The sequence below is a fragment of the Streptomyces kurssanovii genome, assembly GCF_040677245.1.
GTDB lineage: Bacteria > Actinomycetota > Actinomycetes > Streptomycetales > Streptomycetaceae > Streptomyces > Streptomyces kurssanovii.
Genome location: NZ_JBFAQK010000078.1, coordinates 1 through 20,295 on the forward strand (window position 1 = coordinate 1; position 20,295 = coordinate 20,295).

Annotated in this window: 15 protein-coding genes; 7 read left to right on the forward strand and 8 right to left on the reverse strand. The window is 72.1% G+C overall.

The genetic code is table 11. The features are described 5' to 3' along the window. Together AB0K36_RS32010 and AB0K36_RS32015 are read right to left on the reverse strand one after the other, a co-directional pair. The coding region (locus AB0K36_RS32010) for a hypothetical protein (protein WP_364600905.1) at positions 1-873 on the reverse strand (873 nt) is incomplete at its 3' end. A 206-nt stretch (positions 874-1,079) separates the two neighbouring features. After that, on the reverse strand, positions 1,080-2,222 hold the full coding sequence (locus tag AB0K36_RS32015) for a glycoside hydrolase family 12 protein (RefSeq protein ID WP_364600907.1): 1,143 nt from the start codon (positions 2,220-2,222) through the stop codon (positions 1,080-1,082). A 210-nt stretch (positions 2,223-2,432) separates the two neighbouring features. Here AB0K36_RS32015 and AB0K36_RS32020 point away from each other — a divergent pair, with 210 nt between their 5' ends. Continuing rightward, positions 2,433-2,960: a GNAT family N-acetyltransferase gene (locus AB0K36_RS32020; RefSeq protein ID WP_364600909.1), complete on the forward strand. Its 528-nt coding sequence runs from the start codon at positions 2,433-2,435 to the stop codon at positions 2,958-2,960. Between the two features lie 100 nt (positions 2,961-3,060). Here AB0K36_RS32020 and AB0K36_RS32025 read toward each other — a convergent pair whose 3' ends face one another. Then, positions 3,061-3,534: a VOC family protein gene (locus tag AB0K36_RS32025; RefSeq protein ID WP_364600911.1), complete on the reverse strand. Its 474-nt coding sequence runs from the start codon at positions 3,532-3,534 to the stop codon at positions 3,061-3,063. 143 nt (positions 3,535-3,677) lie between these two features. Between AB0K36_RS32025 and AB0K36_RS32030 the strand changes: the two genes are divergently transcribed. The 4 genes from AB0K36_RS32030 to AB0K36_RS32045 all read left to right on the forward strand — a co-directional run bounded on the left by AB0K36_RS32030 (position 3,678) and on the right by AB0K36_RS32045 (position 9,732). Further along, a complete protein-coding gene (locus AB0K36_RS32030; protein ID WP_364600913.1) occupies positions 3,678-6,137 on the forward strand; it encodes a SpoIIE family protein phosphatase in 2,460 nt (819 codons plus the stop codon). A 112-nt stretch (positions 6,138-6,249) separates the two neighbouring features. Continuing rightward, positions 6,250-7,236, forward strand: a complete 987-nt coding sequence (locus AB0K36_RS32035; protein ID WP_364600915.1) for a LysR family transcriptional regulator — start codon at positions 6,250-6,252, stop codon at positions 7,234-7,236. 66 nt (positions 7,237-7,302) lie between these two features. After that, a complete protein-coding gene (locus tag AB0K36_RS32040) occupies positions 7,303-8,685 on the forward strand; it encodes a carbohydrate-binding protein (protein ID WP_364600917.1) in 1,383 nt (460 codons plus the stop codon). 168 nt (positions 8,686-8,853) lie between these two features. After that, positions 8,854-9,732: a trypsin-like serine protease gene (locus AB0K36_RS32045; protein ID WP_364600919.1), complete on the forward strand. Its 879-nt coding sequence runs from the start codon at positions 8,854-8,856 to the stop codon at positions 9,730-9,732. 33 nt (positions 9,733-9,765) lie between these two features. Here the strand turns inward: AB0K36_RS32045 and AB0K36_RS32050 are convergent, their stop codons facing one another. The 3 genes from AB0K36_RS32050 to AB0K36_RS32060 all read right to left on the reverse strand — a co-directional run bounded on the left by AB0K36_RS32050 (position 9,766) and on the right by AB0K36_RS32060 (position 13,941). Then, positions 9,766-10,863, reverse strand: a complete 1,098-nt coding sequence (locus AB0K36_RS32050) for a hypothetical protein (protein WP_364600921.1) — start codon at positions 10,861-10,863, stop codon at positions 9,766-9,768. Between the two features lie 92 nt (positions 10,864-10,955). Further along, positions 10,956-12,617 (reverse strand): SpoIIE family protein phosphatase, encoded by a 1,662-nt coding sequence (locus AB0K36_RS32055; protein WP_364600952.1) that lies wholly within the window; start codon positions 12,615-12,617, stop codon positions 10,956-10,958. Positions 12,618-12,846: 229 nt separating this feature from the next. Then, positions 12,847-13,941: an AraC family transcriptional regulator gene (locus AB0K36_RS32060; protein ID WP_364600923.1), complete on the reverse strand. Its 1,095-nt coding sequence runs from the start codon at positions 13,939-13,941 to the stop codon at positions 12,847-12,849. A gap of 172 nt (positions 13,942-14,113) precedes the next feature. Between AB0K36_RS32060 and AB0K36_RS32065 the strand changes: the two genes are divergently transcribed. After that, a complete protein-coding gene (locus AB0K36_RS32065; protein WP_364600925.1) occupies positions 14,114-16,192 on the forward strand; it encodes a neutral/alkaline ceramidase in 2,079 nt (692 codons plus the stop codon). Positions 16,193-16,364: 172 nt separating this feature from the next. Then, the gene (locus tag AB0K36_RS32070) at positions 16,365-17,285 is read left to right on the forward strand and encodes a glutamate ABC transporter substrate-binding protein (protein ID WP_364600927.1); all 921 of its coding nucleotides are present in this window, start codon (positions 16,365-16,367) and stop codon (positions 17,283-17,285) included. 93 nt (positions 17,286-17,378) lie between these two features. Here AB0K36_RS32070 and AB0K36_RS32075 read toward each other — a convergent pair whose 3' ends face one another. Both AB0K36_RS32075 and AB0K36_RS32080 read right to left on the reverse strand, forming a co-directional pair. After that, positions 17,379-17,807, reverse strand: a complete 429-nt coding sequence (locus AB0K36_RS32075; protein WP_364600929.1) for a pyridoxamine 5'-phosphate oxidase family protein — start codon at positions 17,805-17,807, stop codon at positions 17,379-17,381. Positions 17,808-18,027: 220 nt separating this feature from the next. Next, a complete protein-coding gene (locus AB0K36_RS32080) occupies positions 18,028-20,247 on the reverse strand; it encodes an NADP-dependent isocitrate dehydrogenase (protein ID WP_364600931.1) in 2,220 nt (739 codons plus the stop codon). Positions 20,248-20,295 lie beyond the last annotated feature (48 nt).

Here is a 20,295-nt window from a genome sequence, read left to right on the forward strand (position 1 = left end):
GTGGCAGACGGCGTCCACGCCGCGCAGTGCGTCGGCCACCGCCGCCCGGGACGTACCCGCGGCTCGGTCGCGCGCGGACCGGAGCTCGCGTTCGGTCCGCCGCTCCCGCTCCCGCGCCTCTTCCAGCTCCTGGGCCAGCGCCGCCACCCGCTCACTGATCTCGTCCAGCGCCGCCTGTGACCGCTCGAGCGCCGCCGACGCCTCCTCGTGGGCCTGCTCGCATTCGTGGGCCTGCCGCTCGGCCTCCTCCGCGTCCTGCCGGGCGCGGTCCAGCTTCTCGCGGCGGCGGCGGGCACCGGCATCCTCCGCCGGCTCCCGCGAGGGCTCCGGTGGAGGTTCCGGCGGAGGCTCCGGCGGGCGACGCGCCGGCCGCACCGTCGCCCCCGCGCCCGCCTCCAGCCCGGTGAAGCCCACCGGCGCGTTCAGCGGTCGGTCGAGGTGCCCGCCCGCCCACTGCCGTGCGGCCTCCGGGTCGGCGAGCACCGCGTGCAGGGTCGCCTCGATCTCGTGGAACGCGGCGTCGCCGACGGACTGTCCTTCCTCCGCCGCCAGCTGCCGCGCCTCGCGGGCCAGCGCACCGACGAGGAGGTGCTGCTGTCTGCCGAGCTCGCGCAGCTGCTCGCCGTCGAGGTTCCTGTGTGCCTCGCGGAGACCCTCGCCGAGGCTGATCAGCGGCCGGACCTTGTCCGGCTCCCTGCGTACGAGCATGTTTCCGGCCCAGGCGGACACGGTCGGCCTGCGCAGTGCGCGGATCCGCTCCGCCAGTTCGCGGTCCCCGGCCCGACGGGCCTCGGCGGCTCGCTGGTTGCGGACCGCGGTGAATTCGTCGGGACGCAACGCGTAGAGCTCGTCGAGGGTGCTTTCCAGGTCCACCGTGCTCCTTACGGTCCCCGCCCCCGCCGAACACCATGCCGTTTCCCAGGATCCCACCCGGTCCCCGCCGTGCCAGTCGGTGCGCGCGGGCCGCGGAGCACCGGTCCCCCACCCCCTCGTGCGGGGGACCGGTGCGGCCGGTGCCACCCGGCCGTCCGAGGCGCGCCCCTGCCGTGCCGTCCCGTGGGTACGGCGGCCGGCGACCGTCAGGGGGCGACAGTGCAGGCGGTCCCGTTCAGCGTGAACCGGTCCGGTTCCACGAAGGTGCCGGTGTATGTCCCCTGGAAGCCGAACGCTTGGGTGCCGCCCGCCTGGATGCGGCTGTTGAAGCCGACGTCACGCGCGGTCACCGCGCCGCCGGACGAGGTGAGGGAGGCGTTCCAGGCGCTGGTGACGCTCTGGCCGGCGGGCAGCGTGAAGCCCAGGTTCCAGCCGTCGACGGGAGCGGTGCCGGCGTTCTTGACGGTCACCTCCGCGGTGAATCCGCCCGGCCACACGTTGGCGGCGTAGCCGACCTGGCAGCTGCCGGCCGGTTCGCCGGGAGGCTCCTCGCCGCTGCCACCGTCGTCGCTGATCGTGGAGGAGAAGGAGTTCACCGACAGGCCCGCGCCGCCCTGCCAGGGCTCGAAGCCTGCCTGGATGCTCGTCATGTACCAGTTCGGCGCGGCCATGCCGCGGCTGACGGTCTGGTCGACGAAGTCCATGACGTCGAAGGACCAGCTGGGGATCGCGGTGGGAGCGACGAAGGAGATGACGTCGTTGCCGCCGTTGTTGCCGGTCCACACCTCCCAGGTGCGGCCGCCGACGGTCGCGGAACCGCTCCGCGAGCCGATGGGCTGGATGGGGCCCACGCGGTTGAACCAGATCATGATCTCGGTGCGGTTGACACCGTCGGTCTTGGGCTGGGGGTCGAGCCAGATGTCGAACGAGGCGTTGTAGACCGCGTTGCCGACGTAACCGTAGGAAATGCTGGTGGGTGCGGACCCGATGGTCGCGATCTGCTTGGGCAGCCGGGTGCCGGGCGAGCAGTTGGTGTAGTGGCACCCGTTGAAGACCGACGGGTAGGACTTCGGCGCCCCGTTGGTGGGCACGGAGCCGTCGGCGCGGCTGAGGGTGAAGCCCGTGCCGGTGACGTTGACGCACTGGGTGGCACTGGTCCCCCAGCGGTTGTTCTGGACGACGTAGCGGTCCTGGATCGTGGTACTGCCGTACTGCTCGCATATCTCGACGTCGGCCTGGGCCGCGGTCCGGAGGTCCGCCTGGGCGGCGGGCGCCGCCGACAGCAGCGTGGCCGGGGCTCCCACCGTGAGCAGAAGTGCGGTGGCGAAGGCGCGTAAACGGTGTCGCATGGTGTCCCTTCATCAGATGCGGGGCGTACCGTGGGAGCGCTCCCATCGCGCTGGACTGTAGGAGTGTTTCGAACTCCTGACAAGACACGCCGTTGCGATTGGTGCTTTGTGTTCAAGCCTTGACCCGGTGGCGCCCCAGGTCGGCCCCACCGCGGGGCCTCGCTCCCAGACCGCCGACCGGCGCACCGCTCCCATGCCATGATCGGCAACATGTCTTCCGCATCCACCTCGGCCGCGTGGCCCGCGGCGCTCGCCACCCCACGACTCGCCCTGCGCCCGGTCGAGCGGGCGGACGTGCCGGTGATCACCCGTCTGTGGACGGACCCCGAGGTCCGCCGCCACCTCGGCGGACCGGTGGACAGCAACGTCGTACGCATCCGCGAGCGCAGGTGCGTCGGCGCACCCGGCGTCTTCGTGGTGGTGCGGCAGTCGGACGAGGCGGTCGTCGGACTCGTGTCGGTGACCGCCGGGGCCAGGGACGGCAGGACCGAGGTGGCGTACCAGCTCCTTCCGGAGCACTGGGGCCGCGGTTACGCCCGTGAGGCCGTGGGCGCCGCCGTCTCCTGGGCCCAGGACGGCGTCCCACCCGGGTCGCCCGGGGTGGTCGCGCTGACCCAGGAGGCGAACCTCCGGTCGCGGCGGCTGCTCGAGGGGCTGGGTGCCACCCTGATGGACAGCTTCGTCGAGTGGGACGAGGCGCAGGTGCTCTACGCGTTCCCGTCAGCGCCGGCGCGCTAGGCGGTGGCGCCGCCCCGCCGCCGGCGGCGGCGACGGACCATGGACGCGGGGCCGCCGGCCGGGGGCGTCCCGGCGACGGCGGCCGGCCGCGCCCCCGGGGTCACGTCTGGTCGGCGGCCGCGTACAGCGCGGCCACATCGAGCTTCTTCATGCCGAGCATGGCCTTCATCGCCCGCTGCGCCCGTGCCTCGTCCTCGTCCTTGAGGAGCTCCTCGAGAGCGACGGGGACGACCTGCCAGGACAGGCCGTACTTGTCCTTCAGCCAGCCGCACGGGCCTTCCTGGCCGCCCTCGCCCAGCTTCTCCCAGTAGTAGTCGACCTCCTCCTGGTCCGCGCAGTTGATCAGCAGGGAGACCGCCTCACTGAAGGTGAAGTCCGGGCCGCCGTTGATCGCGGTGTAATCCTGGCCGTCGAGGGTGAAGTCGACGGTCAGCACGCTGCCGGCCGGCCGCGGACCGGCCTCGCCGTAGTACATGACGTGCTTGATCTCCGAATTCGGAAAGACGGAGACGTAGAACTCGGCTGCTTCCTTGCCCTGGGTGTCGAACCAGAGATTCGGGGTGATGCGCGGCATGGGGTGCTCCTGACATGGTCCGTGGCGGAAGTTCCGCACTGTCCGTTCCGCACTGTGCCTTCGGTACTGTCTCCTTGCAGACCGCCGCGCCGCCCGGAATTCATCGCTCGCGTCCCCGTAGGACCGGGCGGAGGATAGGAGCGATGACAGGACCCGTGACCCTGATCAGTGAGAGCCCGGAGGACCCGTACTCGCACGGTCGAGCCGCCTCCGTGGTGCTGGACCGGCACGGCCTGGTGATCGGCTGGAGCGAGCGCGCCCGCACGCTGGTCGGCTGGTCGGCCGAGGAGGTGCTCGGCCGTCCGGCGGTGGAGGTCCTGGTCGACCCCGACGACCACGCGGAGGTCTTCGAGGCCACCGCCGCCTGCGTCCGGCAGCGCGGCTGGTTCGGGACCGTGCCCGTCCGGACCCGCGAGGGCCGCAGGCTCGGCTTCGGGATCCGGGCCCGCCAGGTGATCCGGGCGGAACGCCTCCGGGAGTGGTACCTGGTGGCCGCGCCGGCGGAGGAGGTGGTGCAGTGGGAGATCGACCGGTCCGTGATGGACGGGCTGTTCCGCAGGTCGCCGATCGGCCTGGCCGTGCACGACACGGACCTGAACATTCTGCGGATCAACCGGGCCATCGCACGCATCGGCGGCGTCACCCCCGAGGAGGCGCGCGGTCACCGCATCGGTGACTTCCTCGTCGAGGCGGACGCCCGGATCGTGGACGCGGGGCTGCGGAAGGTGCTGGAGACCGGCGATCCGATGATCTTCACCGAGCAGCCGTGCCGCATGGCGACGATGCCCGGCAAGGAGCGGTTCGTCTCCGTGTCCGCGTTCCGTGTGGAGGACGCCTCCGGCAGGGTGCTGGGTGTGACGGACCTCGTCGAGGACGTCACCGACCGCCACCGGGCGCGGCGCCGGCTTGCTCTGCTCACCGAGACCGGCGCCAGCGTCGGCACCACCCTGGACGTGGAGACGACGGCGCAGGAGCTCGTCCGCGCGGCGGTTCCCGACCTGGCCGACTGTGTGTCGGTCGACCTTCTCGAGTCGGTCAGCCGCGGTGAGGAGCCCGTCGCGGAGGGAGGCGCCGGGCCGGTGCGCAGGACCGCCTGCCTGACCGTCACCGCGGAGACGGAGCGGCTGCTGTTCCGGGTGGGGACGGTGAACTCGTTCCCCGAGGGCACGCCGCAGGCCCGGTGTCTGTCCACCGGGCTGCCCGTACTCGAGCCCTCCATCGACGTGTCGGAGAACGCCAGGGCTCTGGGGCACGGTGAGGTGCCGCCGGGCGTCATGCACTCGTTGATGGTGGTGCCGTTGAAGGCCCGCGGGCTCGTCCTCGGCTTCGTCAGCCTGTGGCGGTCGCAGCTGCCGGAGCCCTTCGAGGAGGACGACCTCACCCTGGCGAGCGAGCTGGCCGCCCGGGCAGCGCTCTCCCTCGACAACGCCCGCCGCTTCACCCAGCAGCACCGTGCCGCGCTGGCGCTCCAGCGCCGCCTGCTGCCGCGTGAGCTGCCCGTGCATCCGGCGGTCGTCGTCGCTCACCGCTACATGCCGGCGGGCGGCGCGACGGGGGTCGGCGGGGACTGGTTCGACGTCATCCCGCTGTCCGGTGCGCGGGTCGCCCTCGTCGTGGGTGATGTCGTCGGACACGGCATCAACGCCGCTGCCACCATGGGCCGTCTGCGTACGGCCGTGCACACCCTGGCCGACCTCGATCTCGACCCGGACGAGGTGCTGTCCCACCTCGACGACCTGGTGAACAGGCTGGCCGGGGAGCAGGAGCAGGACATCGAGGGCGCGCCGGGCGAGCAGGTGGTCGGCGCGACCTGTCTGTACGCCGTCTACGACCCGGTGAGCCGGCGCTGCTCCGTCGCCCGTGCCGGCCATCCGCCGCCGGTGGTGGTGACACCGGAGGGGGAGGCCGCCGTCGCCGAGTTGCCGGCCGGTCCCCCGCTCGGGCTGGGCGGGCTCCCTTTCGAGTCGGCGGAACTGACGCTGCCGGAGAACAGTGTCCTCGCCCTTTACACGAACGGGCTCGTGGAGGGCGCCTCCCCGGACATGGAGGCCGGACTGGCCGAGTTGTGCGCGGTCATGGCCGGTGCGCGAAGGCCGGTGGAGGAGATGGCGCAGGCGGTGGTCGAGCGGATGCTGCCGGCGCGTCCCAACGACGATGTCGCGCTGCTGCTGGCCCGGACACTGACCCTGGCGCCGGAGTCGGTGGCCACCTGGGAACTTCCGGCGGAGCCGACGGCGCCCGCCCGGGCCCGCCGGCTCACCGCGGACCAGCTGACGGCGTGGGGGCTCGAGGCCATGACCTTCGCCACGGAGCTGATCGTCAGCGAGCTGGTCACCAACGCCTACCGCTACGCGGGCGGCGGACCTCTGACGCTGCGGCTCATCCACCACCAGCGGCTGATCTGCGAGGTCTCCGACACGAGCAGCACCTCGCCGCATCTTCGGCGGGCCCGGAGCACCGACGAGGGAGGGCGGGGGCTGCTCCTCGTCGCACAGCTCACGGCGCGCTGGGGCACCCGGCACTCGCGGGACGGCAAGACGGTCTGGACGGAGCAGAACTTCCCTCCGCTGCCCGGCGGAGCGGACGGCGGCCCGGCCGGGTAGCGGCCCGTACGCCCGCGGAGCGGTCAGCGGCGGGGAGCCTGCGGAGCGCGACCGCGGCTTTGGTCCGGACCAGCTTATTGCCGCGGCGACGGCCCCGCGCCAAGCTGCTGGCATGGAACTGGAGTTGCGGCACCTCAGGACGATCCGGGCCATCGCCGACGCCGGCAGTCTCACCAAGGCGGCCACCGCGCTCGGCCTCGCCCAGCCCGCGCTCAGCGCGCAGTTGAGGAGGATCGAGCGTTCGCTCGGGGGGACCCTCTTCGAGCGCGGCCGGACCGGTGTGCGCGCCACGGCTCTCGGTGAACTGGTCCTGGACCGCGCGCGTGTCGTGCTGCCCGCCGTGCACGAACTCCAGCAGGAGGCCGTGCGGTTCGCGCGGGCGGGAACTCCGTACGGTCCGCGGACGCCACTGCGGATCGGTGGCACGCACGGGCCGCTGCTCGGAGGGCTCGTCGACCGGCTCGCCTCCGCGGACCCGGGTGTCACGGTGGTCACGCACACCACGTGGTCGGAGCGTGAGATCGCCGCGTCGGCCGACGAGGGCCGGCTCGACTACGCGCTCATCGGCGCGTGCGGGGAGAGCGCACCGCCCGGGTCGGGGAGCCTCGCCTGGACGGAAGTGGCCCGCGACCCGGTGTTCGTGATGCTCTCCACCGGCCATCCGCTGGCCGCCCGGTCCGGGATCGAGCTGGCGGAACTGGCCGCGGAGGCGTGGACGGACGTGCCGGGCGACGGCTGTTTCGCCGACTGCTTCGCCGCCGCCTGCGTCCGGGCCGGTTTCACACCGGCGTGCGTGTACGAGACGGACACCGCCTCCTGTGTCCATCTGGTCCAGGTGGGGCGGGCCGTGGGCCTGTGCCGGGCCACCTTCCCCGACACGCCCGGCATGGTGACGCGTCCGCTCGTCGGCACGCCCCTCGTGTGGCGTCATCTCCTCGGCTGGCACCCCGAGGCGCCCGCGGCGACGCGGGCGCCCGACGTCGTCGCACATGTGCGTGCCGCGCACAGTGACGCAGTGGCCCGCAGTTCCAGTTACGCGCGGTGGCTGACGGCCCGGGACGCGGTCCTCCATAACGCCGTGGAGGGGGCCGACCGGTAGCTGCCGCGCGGAGGTTCTCGTTCCCTACGGTTTCGGCACACCTCCAACGAGACCGAGGGGACTTCCATGCTCCACAGACACGCCAAGGCAGCGTGTGTCGGTGCCGCCGCCGCGGCCGCGCTCGTCCTGACCTCCCTGCAGGGCGCCGCGTCCGCGCAGCAGGCCGGTCCGGCACACGGCGCCGCCGCACGCACCGCGGCGGACACGCTCGCGGTGTCCGCCGCGCAGCCGGAACTGCTCCGTGCCATGCAGCGTGACCTCGGGCTCACCCGTGCCGAGGCCGAGCGGCGACTGGTGAACGAGGCCGAGGCGGGCGCCACCGCCGCCGTGCTCCGGCAGCGGCTGGGGGCCGCGTTCGCAGGCGCCTGGGTCGACGGGGCCGATTCCGGCACCCTGACCGTGGCCACCACCCGGGCCGCTGACGCGGCCGCCATCAGGGCCGGCGGCGCCGAGGCCCGGCTCGTGCCCCACACGCTGGCCGAACTCGACCGCGCGAAGGCGGCGTTGGACCGGGCCGCCGCGCGCGACTCCTCGACGGACGTGCCCGTCTGGTACGTCGACGTCCGGGCCAACGCCGTCGTGGTCCGGGCCGTGGAGAGGTCCGCGGCACAGACCCTGATCGCGGCGAGCGGAGCCGAGCGGGACCGGATACGGGTCGTCCCGACCGACGAACAGCCGCGCCCGCTGTACGACATCCGCGGCGGCGACGCCTACTACATGGGCGGGGGCGGCCGTTGCTCCGTCGGCTTCGCGGTCACCCGGGGCACCACACAGGGCTTCGCCACGGCGGGCCACTGCGGCCGTGCCGGCACCACCACCAGCGGCTACAACCAGGTGGCCCAGGGGACCTTCCAGGCCTCGACGTTCCCCGGCCGGGACACGGCGTGGGTGGCGGCGAACAGCAACTGGACCTCGACGCCGTACGTCAAGGGCCAGAGCGGGCAGAACATCCAGGTGACCGGTTCGGTGCAGCAGCCGGTCGGCGCGTCGATCTGCCGCTCCGGCTCCACCACGGGCTGGCACTGCGGCACCATCTCGCAGCACAACACCAGCGTCACGTATCCGGAGGGGACCATCACGGGCGTCACGCGGACGACGGTGTGTGCCGAGCCCGGTGACTCCGGGGGCTCGTACATCTCCGGAAGCCAGGCGCAGGGCGTCACGTCCGGCGGTTCCGGTGACTGCCGCAGCGGAGGCACCACGTTCCACCAGCCGATCAACCCGCTGCTGCAGGGGTACGGGCTGACGCTGAAGACCACCACGGGCCCGGGCGAGCCCGGTGAGCCGGGGGAGCCGGGCGAGCCGGGCGGGACCTGGGCGGCGGGCACCGTCTACCAGGCCGGCGCGCAGGTCACCTACGGCGGTGCGACCTACCGCTGCCTCCAGGGCCATCAGGCCCAGGCCGGCTGGGAACCCCCGAACGTCCCGGCGCTCTGGCAGCGCCTGTGACCGGCTGACCGACCGGCCTCCCGAGGGAGCGCGTGCCGTGGCTGCGGGGCCACGGCACGCGCTCCGCCGGTTTGCCGTGTACGGGACCCTTGCCGTGCCGTGTCCGGCACGCTTCACTGTCGATCACCCCACAGGAGAGCAACCGTCCCTTGACCCGAAGGGTTTCCCTTGACTGCCCTGCCCGTACGCCTGACCGGCGTCAGCGCCGCCGCCTGCGCCATCGTCCTCGGCGTCGCTCTTCCGTCCTCGGCGATCAACTCGTACAACGCGACACCCGCTCCCGAGCGCACCGAGGTCGGCGCTCTCGTCGCCACCTGGGACGCCGACGACGACCCGGCGACGCCGGACCGGGTCGACTGGGTGTGCTCCGGCACGATGATCGACGCGGACACGTTCCTCACCGCGGCGCACTGCACCACCGACTGGCCGGAGAACGTGCGGTTCTACGTCTCCCTCGACCAGGACGTGCAGGCGGGCCTGGACCGGGCCGCCGCGCAGCACCCCGGCGACCCGGCAGCCGTGGCGGCCGCCGTGGCCGTCCAGGGCACCGCCCACAGCCACCCCGGCTATCCGGGCCCCGCGGCGGACACCCATGACATCTCGGTCGTCGAGGTGCCGGCCGCGAAGATGCGGGCCCGCTGGTCCTTCACCCCGGCGGCGCTGCCGGAGGCGGGCGCCCTCGACGCGCTCGGGGCGCAGGGGCTGAACGACACCCCGTTCGTCGTCGCCGGTTACGGGACGCAGGAGGCCGCCCGCGGGCCGGGCGGCCACACGCACCAAGGCGGCGGCGTCCGGATGAAGGCCCCCGTCACCTTCGACGCGCTCAACAAGTCGTGGGTGCGCCTGGCCATGACCGCGCCCCAGGGCAACGGCGGGGCGTGCTACGGCGACTCCGGCGGCCCGAACTTCGCCACGCTGAAGGGCAAGCGGACCCTCGTGTCGACGACCATCACGGGCGACTCCCCGTGCTACGCCACCAATGTGACGTACCGTCTGGACGCCCCCGGCGCCCGGGCGTTCCTCTCCCCGTTCACCAAGCTGCCCTGACGCGTCCCCGACGGGCGATGTCGCGGACGGCGGTCACCAGTCGCCGTCCGCGACCGGCTTTCCCGGCGCGGGGGCGTCGCCGAGGGGCACGACCTGTCCCGGGGCCGGCGGCTGCCAGGGATCGTGGTCGTCACCGAGCCAGTCGCCGACCGGCTGCACACCGCTCAGGGCGTCCGCCGGCGCGAGGTCGGCCGCGCTCTCGTCGTAGTACTCGTACCAGGGCAGTCCCGCACGCGTGTAGGCCGCGCGGTCGACGGGGGACGGGGGCGGCTCCTCGCCGGTGATGCGGCGCCACTCCGGCGGGGTCACCAGGTGGACGAACACCCGGCCGGAGGGCTCGTCCGCCCAGTCGGAGGAACGTCGGTCGTCGCGGTAGACCTCCTGCCGCATGGAGCCGCCCACCCCGAGGCCCATCGCGGCGGAGCGGGCCCGCGGCGGACCGCCGGGAGCGGCGGGCGCGGCCAGGGGGGCCGCTCCGAAGGCGGCGGGGGCCGCGGGCGGAGGCAGCGCACCGTAGGCGGGCGCGCCGCCGGGCGGCGCGGCCGCCGGATACACCGGAGTGGCGCGTGCGGCCCGTTCCGCGCGGACCCGCTCCTCCTCGCGCCAGGCCGCCAGTGCGGCGTCGGACAACCCGAACGCCTGGAGCTGCACGCCGCCCCAGGTCTCCTCGCCGGTGACCTGACCCTCCACCGTGGCGCCCAGGCCGAGCGGGACGGCGACGAACTGACGCACCGTGCCCTTGCCCGAGTTGATGCCGTCCAGCCACGGCTGGCGGGGCAGCACCACATAGTTCTGCGGCTTGCGGGTCAGTGTGCCGCGCCACGGCTTGCCGGAGACGGCGCACACCTTGCCGACGCCGACCTGGAGGGCGGCGGGCTCGCTGCTGCCCGCGAAGCTGAGCCACATCGCCTCGCGGAGATGCACCGGCAGCATCACGCCGCCGCGCTCGCGCATCTGCGGCGGCACGGTACCGAGATGGTCCTCGACCCGCCGTACGGGGAACTCGCCCAGCCCGGGCGGCAGTTGATGCGTCCCCGATTCGGGCAGGCGGAGCGTCCTGATGAACCGGACCCGTACTCCCCCACCCAGCAGCAGACTGTTTCCGTCGACGCGTACGGCGCTCGCGGCCACGACGAACTCCCCTCTTCCCGGCGTGTGCTCTGCGGGTAACACGAGCCGCGGCCCGCGCTGGTTCCACTTCGGGCACCAGGGGCGGGAACCGGTCAGGCGGGCGGCACGATGTCCTGCTCCGCCCAGACGACCTTGCCCTCCGAGGTCCGGCAGGAACCCCAGCGCCGGCAGAGCATGTTGATGAGCTGGAGCCCTCGGCCGCCTTCGTCGTTGAGCGTCGCGTGCTGGATGAGCGGCAGGTCGGGGCCCGTGTCGGACACCTCGACGACGAGCCGTTCGTGGCGCATCAGGCGTAGCTGCCCCGGTCCGCCGCCGTAGCGCAGGGCGTTGCCGACCAGTTCGCTGACCACCAGTTCGGTGGTGTCGGCGAGGCCGTCGAGGTCCCATCCGGCCAGTTGTTCCACCACGAGCCGGCGGGCGGCGGACGCGGCGGTCGCATCGGCGGGCAGCGGCCAGACCGCCACGTTCTCGCCGGCGCGGGCGTCGTGCGCCGTCGCGACGAGCATGACCGCTTCGTCGAAGCGCTGGTCCGGTCCCCAGTCGCCGGTCAGCAGCCCGCAGGACTCGAGTACGGCGGGAGCAGCGCCCGACGCGGCCTTGCGCAGCCGTGCCAGTTGCACGTCGACGTCGTCCGCGCGGCTCTTGATCAGTCCGTCGGTGTACAGCAGCAACCGGCTCGCGGCCGGCAGGTGCACCTTCGCCGGGTCGTAGGGGATGACACCGGCGCCCAGCGGGGCTCCCACCGGTACGTCGAGATATTCGGCGTTGCCCGCCGCGTCGACCAGCAGGGGCGGCGGATGGCCGGCCATGGCGACGGTGCACACGCCGGTGGCGGGGTCGTACACCGCGCACAGGCAGGTGGCGACCTGGTCGTCCTCGAGGTCGCGGGCAGCGAGGTCCATCCGGGCGAGGACCCGCTCCGGGACGATGTCCAGGGCGAGGAGGGTGCGGGCGATGGCGCGCAGCCGCCCCATGGTGGCGACGGCGGCGAGCCCGTGCCCCATGACGTCGCCGACGACGAGGGCGGTCCGCCCGCCGGGCAGCGCCATCACGTCGTACCAGTCGCCGCCGACGCCGCTCGCGTCGGCGGTCGGGGCGTAGTCGGCGCACACGTCGAGCCCGGGTGTCTGCGGGGTGGTGCGCGGCAGGAGGTTGCGCTGGAGGCTGACGACGTGTTCCCGCTCCCGCTTGTACAGGCGGGCGTTGTCGACGAAGACGGCGGCCCTGGAGGCCAGTTGCTGGGCGAGCGCGAGATCCGTGCGGGAGAACGGCGGCCTGCGGCCCGCCCGTACGAAGTCGGCGACGCCCAGCAGCACGCCGCGGGCGATCAGCGGAACCACCATGTAGCTGTGCACCCCGGCCGCGCGCATCTTCTCCGCGGCGCGTGCGGTGGGCGCCACCCGGGCGAAGTCCTCGCGGGCCAGCCGGCTCATCAGCACCGGCTGCCGGCGCATCAGGGCGTGTACCGCGACCGTTTCCTTGTTGACCGAAGCCAGCTCGCCCACGGGGTCGGGCTCGAGGTCCATGAGGTCGGGGACGGCGGAGACGGCCATGGCCCGCATGACGGGCCGCTCCCCGGCCCTGCCGGCCTGGACGTGCTCGCCGCGCAGCGCGGACTCCAGCAGGTCGATGGCCGCGCCGTCGGCGAGCCGGGGCACGACGAAGTCGGCGAGCTCCTGCGCCGTGCGTTCCAGGTCGAGCGTGGTCCCGATCTCGGTGCTCGCGTGACTGAGCCATTCGAGGCGGTTGTGCATCGTGAACCGTTCGGCCAGACCGGCCGCCCGGCGGCGCAGCGCCGGTCCTCCGGTCCGCCGCCCCCATCCCGGATGTCTCACCGCACCGCCTTCCCTGCCGTCACTGGATCAAGTATGGGGCGGGTGGCTCCTGTGCGCCCCCGGACTGCGGTGCCCGATCCGGATCCGAGGGCGGACAGCGCCCGCGGGCGGCCGGACGGACCGGACGGACCGGGCGCAACGGGCGGGGTCACTGCCGGCGGGCCGCCGATCCCCGCAGCGCCGACGGGCTGGTGCCGAACCAGCGGGCCACCGCGCGGCGCAGGGTCCGGGCGTCACTGAAGCCGAGCATGGCCGCGATCCTGTGCAGCGGAAGGTCACTGGTCGTCATCAGTTCCTCCGCCCGTACGAGCCGGACCGAGTCGACGAGCGCCTCGTAGCTGGTGCCGTCCTCCGCCAGTCTTCTGCGCAGCGTCCGCTCGCTCATGCCGCGTGCCAGGGCCTGCTGGGCGAGCGGGGGGACGTGCGGCAGGCCGCGGGCGACGGACACCTCCAGTCCCTGCACCAGGTCCTGCCGCTCCCGGCGCCGCGTGCGTGCCGCGTCGAGGAGCTCGACGACCTGGGCGAGGGTGTACGCGTCGGCGCCGGGCAGCGGGCTGTTCAGGCACGCCGTCCCGAAGACGATCCGGTCGTCGGGTGCGCCGAAGGTGACGGGACAGCGGAAGTACCGTTCGTATTCGTCGCCGTACGGCGGGCGGGCGTGCCGTACGGCGAGGGAGTGCGGTGCGAACTCCTCCTGCCAGGCGTCCCGGATCAGGGCGACGATGCTGCCGAACGCCTCTTCGAGGAGAAAGGCCCGCAGGCCGGAGTCGGTGTACCGGGCGGTCGCGAGGATGGCGGCGCCGTCCGGCACGGGCTCGATGCGGTAGTCGAGCATGGATCCGGTGACTCCGTGGTGGCGGACGCCGAGCCGGAGGGCGTCGTGGAGGGTCGGGCTCGCCTGGAGGCCGAGGCCGACCAGCCCCCAGGCGGTGACCCGCTGACGGCGGCCGACGGCGAGGCCGAGCGCGGGATCGCCGAGGTCCCGCATCGCCTCCCTGATCACGGAGCTGCCCTGACGGTAGGACACCCGCTGGTCCACCGCGCTGAGGGCCGCCGCGCTCAGGCCCGCACGGCGCAGGGAGGGGCCGAGGTCGTGCCCTCGTTCCGCCGCCACGAGGGTGAGGTAGCGCAGGAGATGGGGCGTGATGGTGGCCGACCCGTACCGGGGGTCCGCCAGTCCCGCGGTGAGCGGTGCGGCCGGCCGGCGGGTGCGCCCGTCGGGTACCGGTTCGTGCGACGGCATCGGCTCACCTCCGGGCGGCCACTGTAGGGATTCCGGCCGCGGGGGGACAGACCCGGTGGCCGCTGAAGTCCCGTTACTGGCCGGTTGGGTCCTCTCCCCCGGCCGACCGGCACCCTTACCGTCGGTCACACCTGTCACCGACGGCACCGGTATCCGGCACGAGGGAGAAGGCATGCGGTTCCCCACAACCAGCCCGAAGGCGCTCTCTCTGCTGCTCGCCGGGGCGCTCGGCGCCTTGGCCCTGGCGGCCGTACCGGGAGCGGCACCTGCCGGCGCGGCACCGGCGTCCGGTGCCGCGGTGCCGGAGCCCACGACGTACCTCGTCGGCCGGGGCATCTCGGATGTCACGGGAGAGGCCGCCGAGGTGGGCATGATGGGCTACTCGAGCTTCGAGCAGAAGGCGTCGGGCATCCATCAGCGGCAGCGCTCCCGGGCGTTCGTGGTCGCCGACCGAGCCGGTGGGAAGCGGGTCGTCTACGTCAACGCCGATCTGGCCATGATCTTCCAGTCCGTGCAGCAGGGGGTCGTCGCCGGACTGAAAGCGCGCTACGGCTCGCTCTACAGCGAAGAGAACGTGCTGCTGTCCGCGACCCACACGCACGCCGGATCGGGCGGCCACTCGCACCACCTCGCGTACAACCTGGCCTCGCTCGGCTTCCAGAAGGACACCTACCGGGCGATCGTCGACGGGATCGTCGAATCGGTGGTCGAGGCCCATGAGGACCTCGCGCCGGGCACCATCACGCTCGGCAGGGGCGAGTTGACCGACGCGAGCGTCAACCGGTCGAGGACGGCCTTCGAGAAGAACCCGGCCGGCGACAAGGCGGCCTTCCCCGGCGCGATCGACCCCGCGATGACCGTGCTGCGCTTCAGGCAGGGTGACCGCGACATCGGCGCCATCAGCTGGTTCGCCACTCACAACACGTCGCTCACCAACAAGAACACGCTGCTCAGCCCGGACAACAAGGGCTACGCGGCGTACGAGTGGGAGCACGACGACGAGGGCGTGCGCTATCTGGACAACAAGGAAGGCTTCGTCGCGGCGTTCCCCAACACCAACGCCGGCGACATGTCGCCGAATCTGAATCTGAAGCCGGGTTCCGGCCCGACCGAGGACGAGTTCGAGAACACGCGGATCATCGGCGACCGGCAGTTCCGCAAGGCGCAGGAGATCTACGACGCCGCCGCCGTCCCGCTCAGCGGCGGTGTCGACTCCCGGATGCGGTTCGTGGACATGGAGCAGGTGACCGTCGACGGGAAGTACACCCCCGACGGCAAGGAGCACCGCACCTGTCCGGCCATGGTGGGCGCCTCGACGCTGGCGGGCAGCGTGGAGGACGGGCCCGCGATCCCCGGCTTCACGGAGGGCATGAACAGCCCGGTGGCGAAGCTGCTGGAGCCCTTCGGCATCGACCCGCCCGAGTGGCTGGTGAGCTGCCAGTACCCGAAGGCGAACCTGGTGCCCACCGGTCTGGTCAACGCGGTGACACCGACGACGCCCACGGTCCTGCCGGTGCAGATCGTCAAGATCGGCCAGTTCTACCTGGTGGCCGGCCCGGCCGAGTACACGATCGTCTCCGGCCTGCGCATCCGCCGTACGGTCGCCCAGGAGCTGGGCGTGCCGCTGGAGAACGTGCTGATGCAGGGCTACGCGGGCGCCTACAGCCAGTACGTGACCACGCCGGAGGAGTACGACCTCCAGCAGTACGAGGGCGGCTCGACGCTCTACGGCCGGTACACGCTGCCCGCCTATCAGCAGGAGTTCGCCTCGCTCGCGGCCTCGCTGAGGGACGGCACCACCGTCGACCGCGGCCCGGCGCCGGCCGACCAGTCGGGCCGTCAGACGTCGCTGCAGACCGGCGTGGTGATGGACAACCCGCCGGCGGGAAGGAAGTTCGGCGACGTACTGGTCGAGCCGGCCGGGTCGTACGGGCGGGGGGCCACCGTCACCGCCGAGTTCGTGACCGGCCACCCGAAGAACAACCTGCGCCGCGGCGGCACGTTCCTCGAGGTGCAGCAGCTGGTGGACGGCCGGTGGGTCCGGCAGCTGGACGACGGGGACTGGGACACCACGTACCGCTGGGTGCGGCTGAACGGCGTGACCGGCACGTCCAAGGCGGTCGTCACCTGGAAGGTGGCTCCGGGGACGCGGGCAGGGACGTACCGGATCGCGCACTTCGGTGACGCCAGGAGCCTGTTCGGCACGGTCACCGGTTTCAGCGGTGCCACCCGCCCCTTCACGGTGGGCTGAACCGCGCCGATGGGCGCGCCCCGCGGCACGATCGCCGGGGCGCGCCTCGGGCACGGGCCGGGTACGCCCGGCCGTATCCGGAATGTGATGCTCAAGTTCAGCTCAGATGTAATGACACTCGGACCATCGACTCCTTACTCTCCTCGCAAAATCGAGTGAAGGATGTCGCACCATGAAGGCCTACAAGTCCGCCGCCGCGGCGATCACCGTGCTCGCGGTCGCACTCACCGCAACCGCGTGCGGCGGCGACTCCGAGAGCGCCGGCGACGGTCCCACCCGGCAGGCGAAAGCCGAGGACCTGCCGAAGCTGCCCACCTACAAGGTCGCCACGGGTGTCGACATCGACTCGCCCACGCTGGAGAAGGCGCAGAAGGCCGGAAAGCTCGTCATCGGCGCCAAGAACGACCAGCCCTTCCTCGGCTTCGAGGACGAGAAGGGCAACCGGTCCGGCTTCGACATCGAGATCGCCAAGATGATCGCCGCGGACCTCGGCTTCTCCGCCGACAAGATCGAGTTCAAGACGGTGGACACCGGCGTCCGCGAGGCTGCCATCTCGAACGGAGAGGTCGATCTGTACGTCGGTACGTACACGATCAACGAGGAGCGGAAGAAGAAGGTCGCCTTCGCCGGGCCTTACTACATGGCCGGTGCCGACCTCCTGATCCGCGAGAACGACCGGACGATCGCGGGACCGTTCTCGCTGGAGGGCAAGACGGTCTGCTCGGCCAAGGGCTCGACCGCACTCCGCGAGATCAAGAAGCCGGAGTACAACACCCGGACGGTCGAGACGCCCAAGTACACCGAGTGCGTCAAGCAGTTGCTCGAGGGCAAGGTCGACGCCGTCACCACCGACGACGCCATCCTCAAGGGCTACGCCGCGCAGCACGCCGGCAAGTTGAAGGTCGTCGGCCAGCCGTTCACGGAGGAGCCGTACGGCATCGGCATGGCCAAGGACGACGAGGCCCTGCGCGAGGCCGTCTCCGACGCGCTCCAGGCGCACGACGAGAACGGCGACTACAAGCTGGCGTACGACGCGACGCTCGGTCTGTCCGGCTCCCACTACGTGGGACCGCCGATGGTCCGGCGCGACTGACCGCACACACGGCGTACGGCCGCGGCGGGCGGCGCCCAAGGGCGCGCGCCCGCCGCGGCCGCTCACGTCACGCCTTGCGGCTCGTCGGCCCGGTCACGCCTCGCCGAGGTCCGAGCTGATCCAGCGCTGCGGACGCATCCGGATGATCATCTGCTCGCCGTGCTCCTTCCAGGCGAAGTCGACATAGGCGTCGACCTTCGCGGGGTCGAGATAGCGGGCGGAGATCTCCACCAGATGCTCCCGGGTGGCCGGGACGCTCTCGACGACGGGGCCCTCGACCGAGACGTAGCGGACCGTCGGCTCGACGCGGTCGACCATGAGGCTGAAGCGGCCGGCAGCCTCGATCGCCTTCGCCTTGCGGGAGTCGCGGGCGGTCATGACCCAGATGTCGCCGCCCGGTTCGTACTGGTACCAGATCGGCACCGTCAGGGGCGCCCTGCCGTCCTCCCCCGCGTCGACCGCCAGCGCGGCGACGAGCGGCTCTGCCAGGAACTTCTCTCGGTCCTCACGGCTGAGTGCCACGGGTGACTCCTTTGTGCGTCCACGGTCGGCCGCCGTCCGGGCCGTGCCCGGCCGGCATGTCCTTCACGTCAACTGCCGTGCGGCGCTGTCGTGTTCCCGCGCTCCGGTGTTCCCGTGCACGCGCTCGCGTGTTCCCGTGCGGACGCACACCCGCCCCGGCCGGGCGCGAGTGCCGGCCGGGGCGGGTGTACGGGAGGCGGACGGTGCGCCCGCCGCCGTGTCAGCCCAGGATCGCCAGAGCCTGGTTGAAGGTCTTCGACGGACGCATGACCGCCGCGGCCTTCTTCTCGTCGGGACGGTAGTAACCGCCGATGTCGGCCGGCGAGCCCTGCACCGCGATCAGCTCGTCGACGATGGTCCGCTCCTGCTCGCCGAGCGTCTTGGCCAGGCCCGAGAAGGCCTCCGCGAGCTGCGCGTCCTCGGTCTGCCGGGCCAGCTCCTGGGCCCAGTACAGGGCCAGGTAGAAGTGGCTGCCGCGGTTGTCGATGCCGCCGAGCCTGCGGCTCGGCGACTTGTCCTCGCCCAGGAACGTGCCGGTGGCGCGGTCGAGCGTGTCGGCGAGTACCTTGGCGCGGGCGTTGCCCGTGGTCGTCGCGAGGTGCTCGAAGCTGACGGCCAGCGCGAGGAACTCGCCGAGGCTGTCCCAGCGCAGGTAGTTCTCCTTGACCAGCTGCTGGACGTGCTTCGGGGCGGAGCCGCCGGCGCCCGTCTCGAACAGTCCGCCGCCGTTCATCAGCGGGACGACCGAGAGCATCTTGGCGCTGGTGCCGAGCTCCAGGATCGGGAACAGGTCGGTCAGGTAGTCGCGCAGCACGTTGCCGGTGACGGAGATCGTGTCCTCGCCGCGGCGGATGCGCTCCAGGGAGAACGCGGTCGCCTCCACCGGGGACATGATCTCGATCTGCAGGCCCTCGGTGTCGTGCTCGGCCAGGTACGTACGGACCTTCTCGATCAGCCGGGCGTCGTGCGCGCGGGTCTCGTCGAGCCAGAACACGGCCGGGACGCCGGTCGCGCGGGCGCGGGTGACGGCGAGCTTCACCCAGTCCTTGATGGGCGCGTCCTTGGTCTGGCACATGCGGAAGATGTCGCCGGCGCTGACGGCCTGCTCCAGCACGGCGTTGCCGGCGGTGTCGACGACCCGGACGGTGCCGGTGACCGGGATCTCGAAGGTCTTGTCGTGGCTGCCGTACTCCTCGGCCTTCTGCGCCATCAGACCCACGTTCGGGACCGAGCCCATGGTGGCCGGGTCGAACGCGCCGTTTGCACGGCAGTCGTCGATGACGACCTGGTAGACACCCGCGTAGCTGCTGTCCGGGAGGACGGCGACGGTGTCCGCCTCCTGGCCGTCCGGGCCCCACATGTGGCCGGAGGTGCGGATCATCGCCGGCATGGAGGCGTCGACGATGACGTCGCTCGGTACGTGCAGGTTGGTGATGCCGCGGTCGGAGTCGACCATGGCGAGGGCCGGGCCCTCGTTCAGCTCGGCGTCGAAGGACGCCTTGATCTCGGCACCGTCGGCGAGCGACTCGAGGCCCTTGTAGATGCCGCCGAGGCCGTCGTTCGGGCTGAGGCCGGCCTTGGCGAGGGACTCGCCGTAGCGGGCGAACGTCTTCGGGAAGAAGGCGCGGAGCACGTGGCCGAAGATGATCGGGTCGGAGACCTTCATCATCGTGGCCTTCAGGTGCACGGAGAACAGCACACCCTCGGCCTTGGCGCGGGCGACCTGCTCGGTGAGGAACTCGCGCAGGGCGGCGACGCGCATCACGGAGGCGTCGACGACCTCACCGGGGAGCACGGGAACCGACTCGCGCAGCACGGTGGTGGAGCCGTCGTCGCCCTTGAGCTCGATGCGCAGCGAACCGGCGTCGCCGATCACCGCGGACTTCTCGGTGGAGCGGAAGTCGTCGGCGGACATCGTGGCGACGTTCGTCTTCGACTCGGAGGTCCAGGCGCCCATGCGGTGCGGGTGCGCCTTGGCGTAGTTCTTCACCGACGCCGGGGCACGGCGGTCGGAGTTGCCCTCACGCAGGACCGGGTTGACGGCGCTGCCCTTGACCTTGTCGTAACGGGCGCGGATGTCGCGCTCCTCGTCGGTCTTCGGGTCGTCCGGGTAGTCCGGCAGCGCGTAGCCCTGCTCCTGCAGCTCGGCGACGGCAGCCTTCAGCTGCGGGATCGAGGCCGAGATGTTGGGAAGCTTGATGATGTTCGCCTCGGGCGTCTTGGCCAGGGCCCCGAGCTCCGCGAGCGCGTCGTCGATGCGCTGTCCTTCGGCGAGGTACTCGGGGAACTGCGAGATGATCCGTCCCGAGAGCGAGATGTCACGGGTCTCCACGGTGACACCGGCCGTCGATGCGTACGCCTGGATCACAGGCAGGAACGAGTACGTCGCCAGGGCGGGCGCCTCGTCAGTGTGCGTATAAATGATGGTCGAGTCAGTCACCGGGTGCTCCGCTCTCCACGTCTGCAACATTGCTCGACATCAAGATAT

What these genes read in the sequence shown, in the direction of transcription:
- AB0K36_RS32015 (WP_364600907.1), bottom strand. Translation starts at nt 2,222, where the DNA reads ATGCGACACCGTTTACGCGCCTTCGCCACCGCACTTCTGCTCACGGTG.
- AB0K36_RS32020 (WP_364600909.1), top strand. Translation starts at nt 2,433, where the DNA reads ATGTCTTCCGCATCCACCTCGGCCGCGTGGCCCGCGGCGCTCGCCACC.
- AB0K36_RS32025 (WP_364600911.1), bottom strand. Translation starts at nt 3,534, where the DNA reads ATGCCGCGCATCACCCCGAATCTCTGGTTCGACACCCAGGGCAAGGAA.
- AB0K36_RS32030 (WP_364600913.1), top strand. Translation starts at nt 3,678, where the DNA reads ATGACAGGACCCGTGACCCTGATCAGTGAGAGCCCGGAGGACCCGTAC.
- AB0K36_RS32035 (WP_364600915.1), top strand. Translation starts at nt 6,250, where the DNA reads ATGGAACTGGAGTTGCGGCACCTCAGGACGATCCGGGCCATCGCCGAC.
- AB0K36_RS32040 (WP_364600917.1), top strand. Translation starts at nt 7,303, where the DNA reads ATGCTCCACAGACACGCCAAGGCAGCGTGTGTCGGTGCCGCCGCCGCG.
- AB0K36_RS32055 (WP_364600952.1), bottom strand. Translation starts at nt 12,617, where the DNA reads ATGCACAACCGCCTCGAATGGCTCAGTCACGCGAGCACCGAGATCGGG.
- AB0K36_RS32060 (WP_364600923.1), bottom strand. Translation starts at nt 13,941, where the DNA reads ATGCCGTCGCACGAACCGGTACCCGACGGGCGCACCCGCCGGCCGGCC.
- AB0K36_RS32065 (WP_364600925.1), top strand. Translation starts at nt 14,114, where the DNA reads ATGCGGTTCCCCACAACCAGCCCGAAGGCGCTCTCTCTGCTGCTCGCC.
- AB0K36_RS32070 (WP_364600927.1), top strand. Translation starts at nt 16,365, where the DNA reads ATGAAGGCCTACAAGTCCGCCGCCGCGGCGATCACCGTGCTCGCGGTC.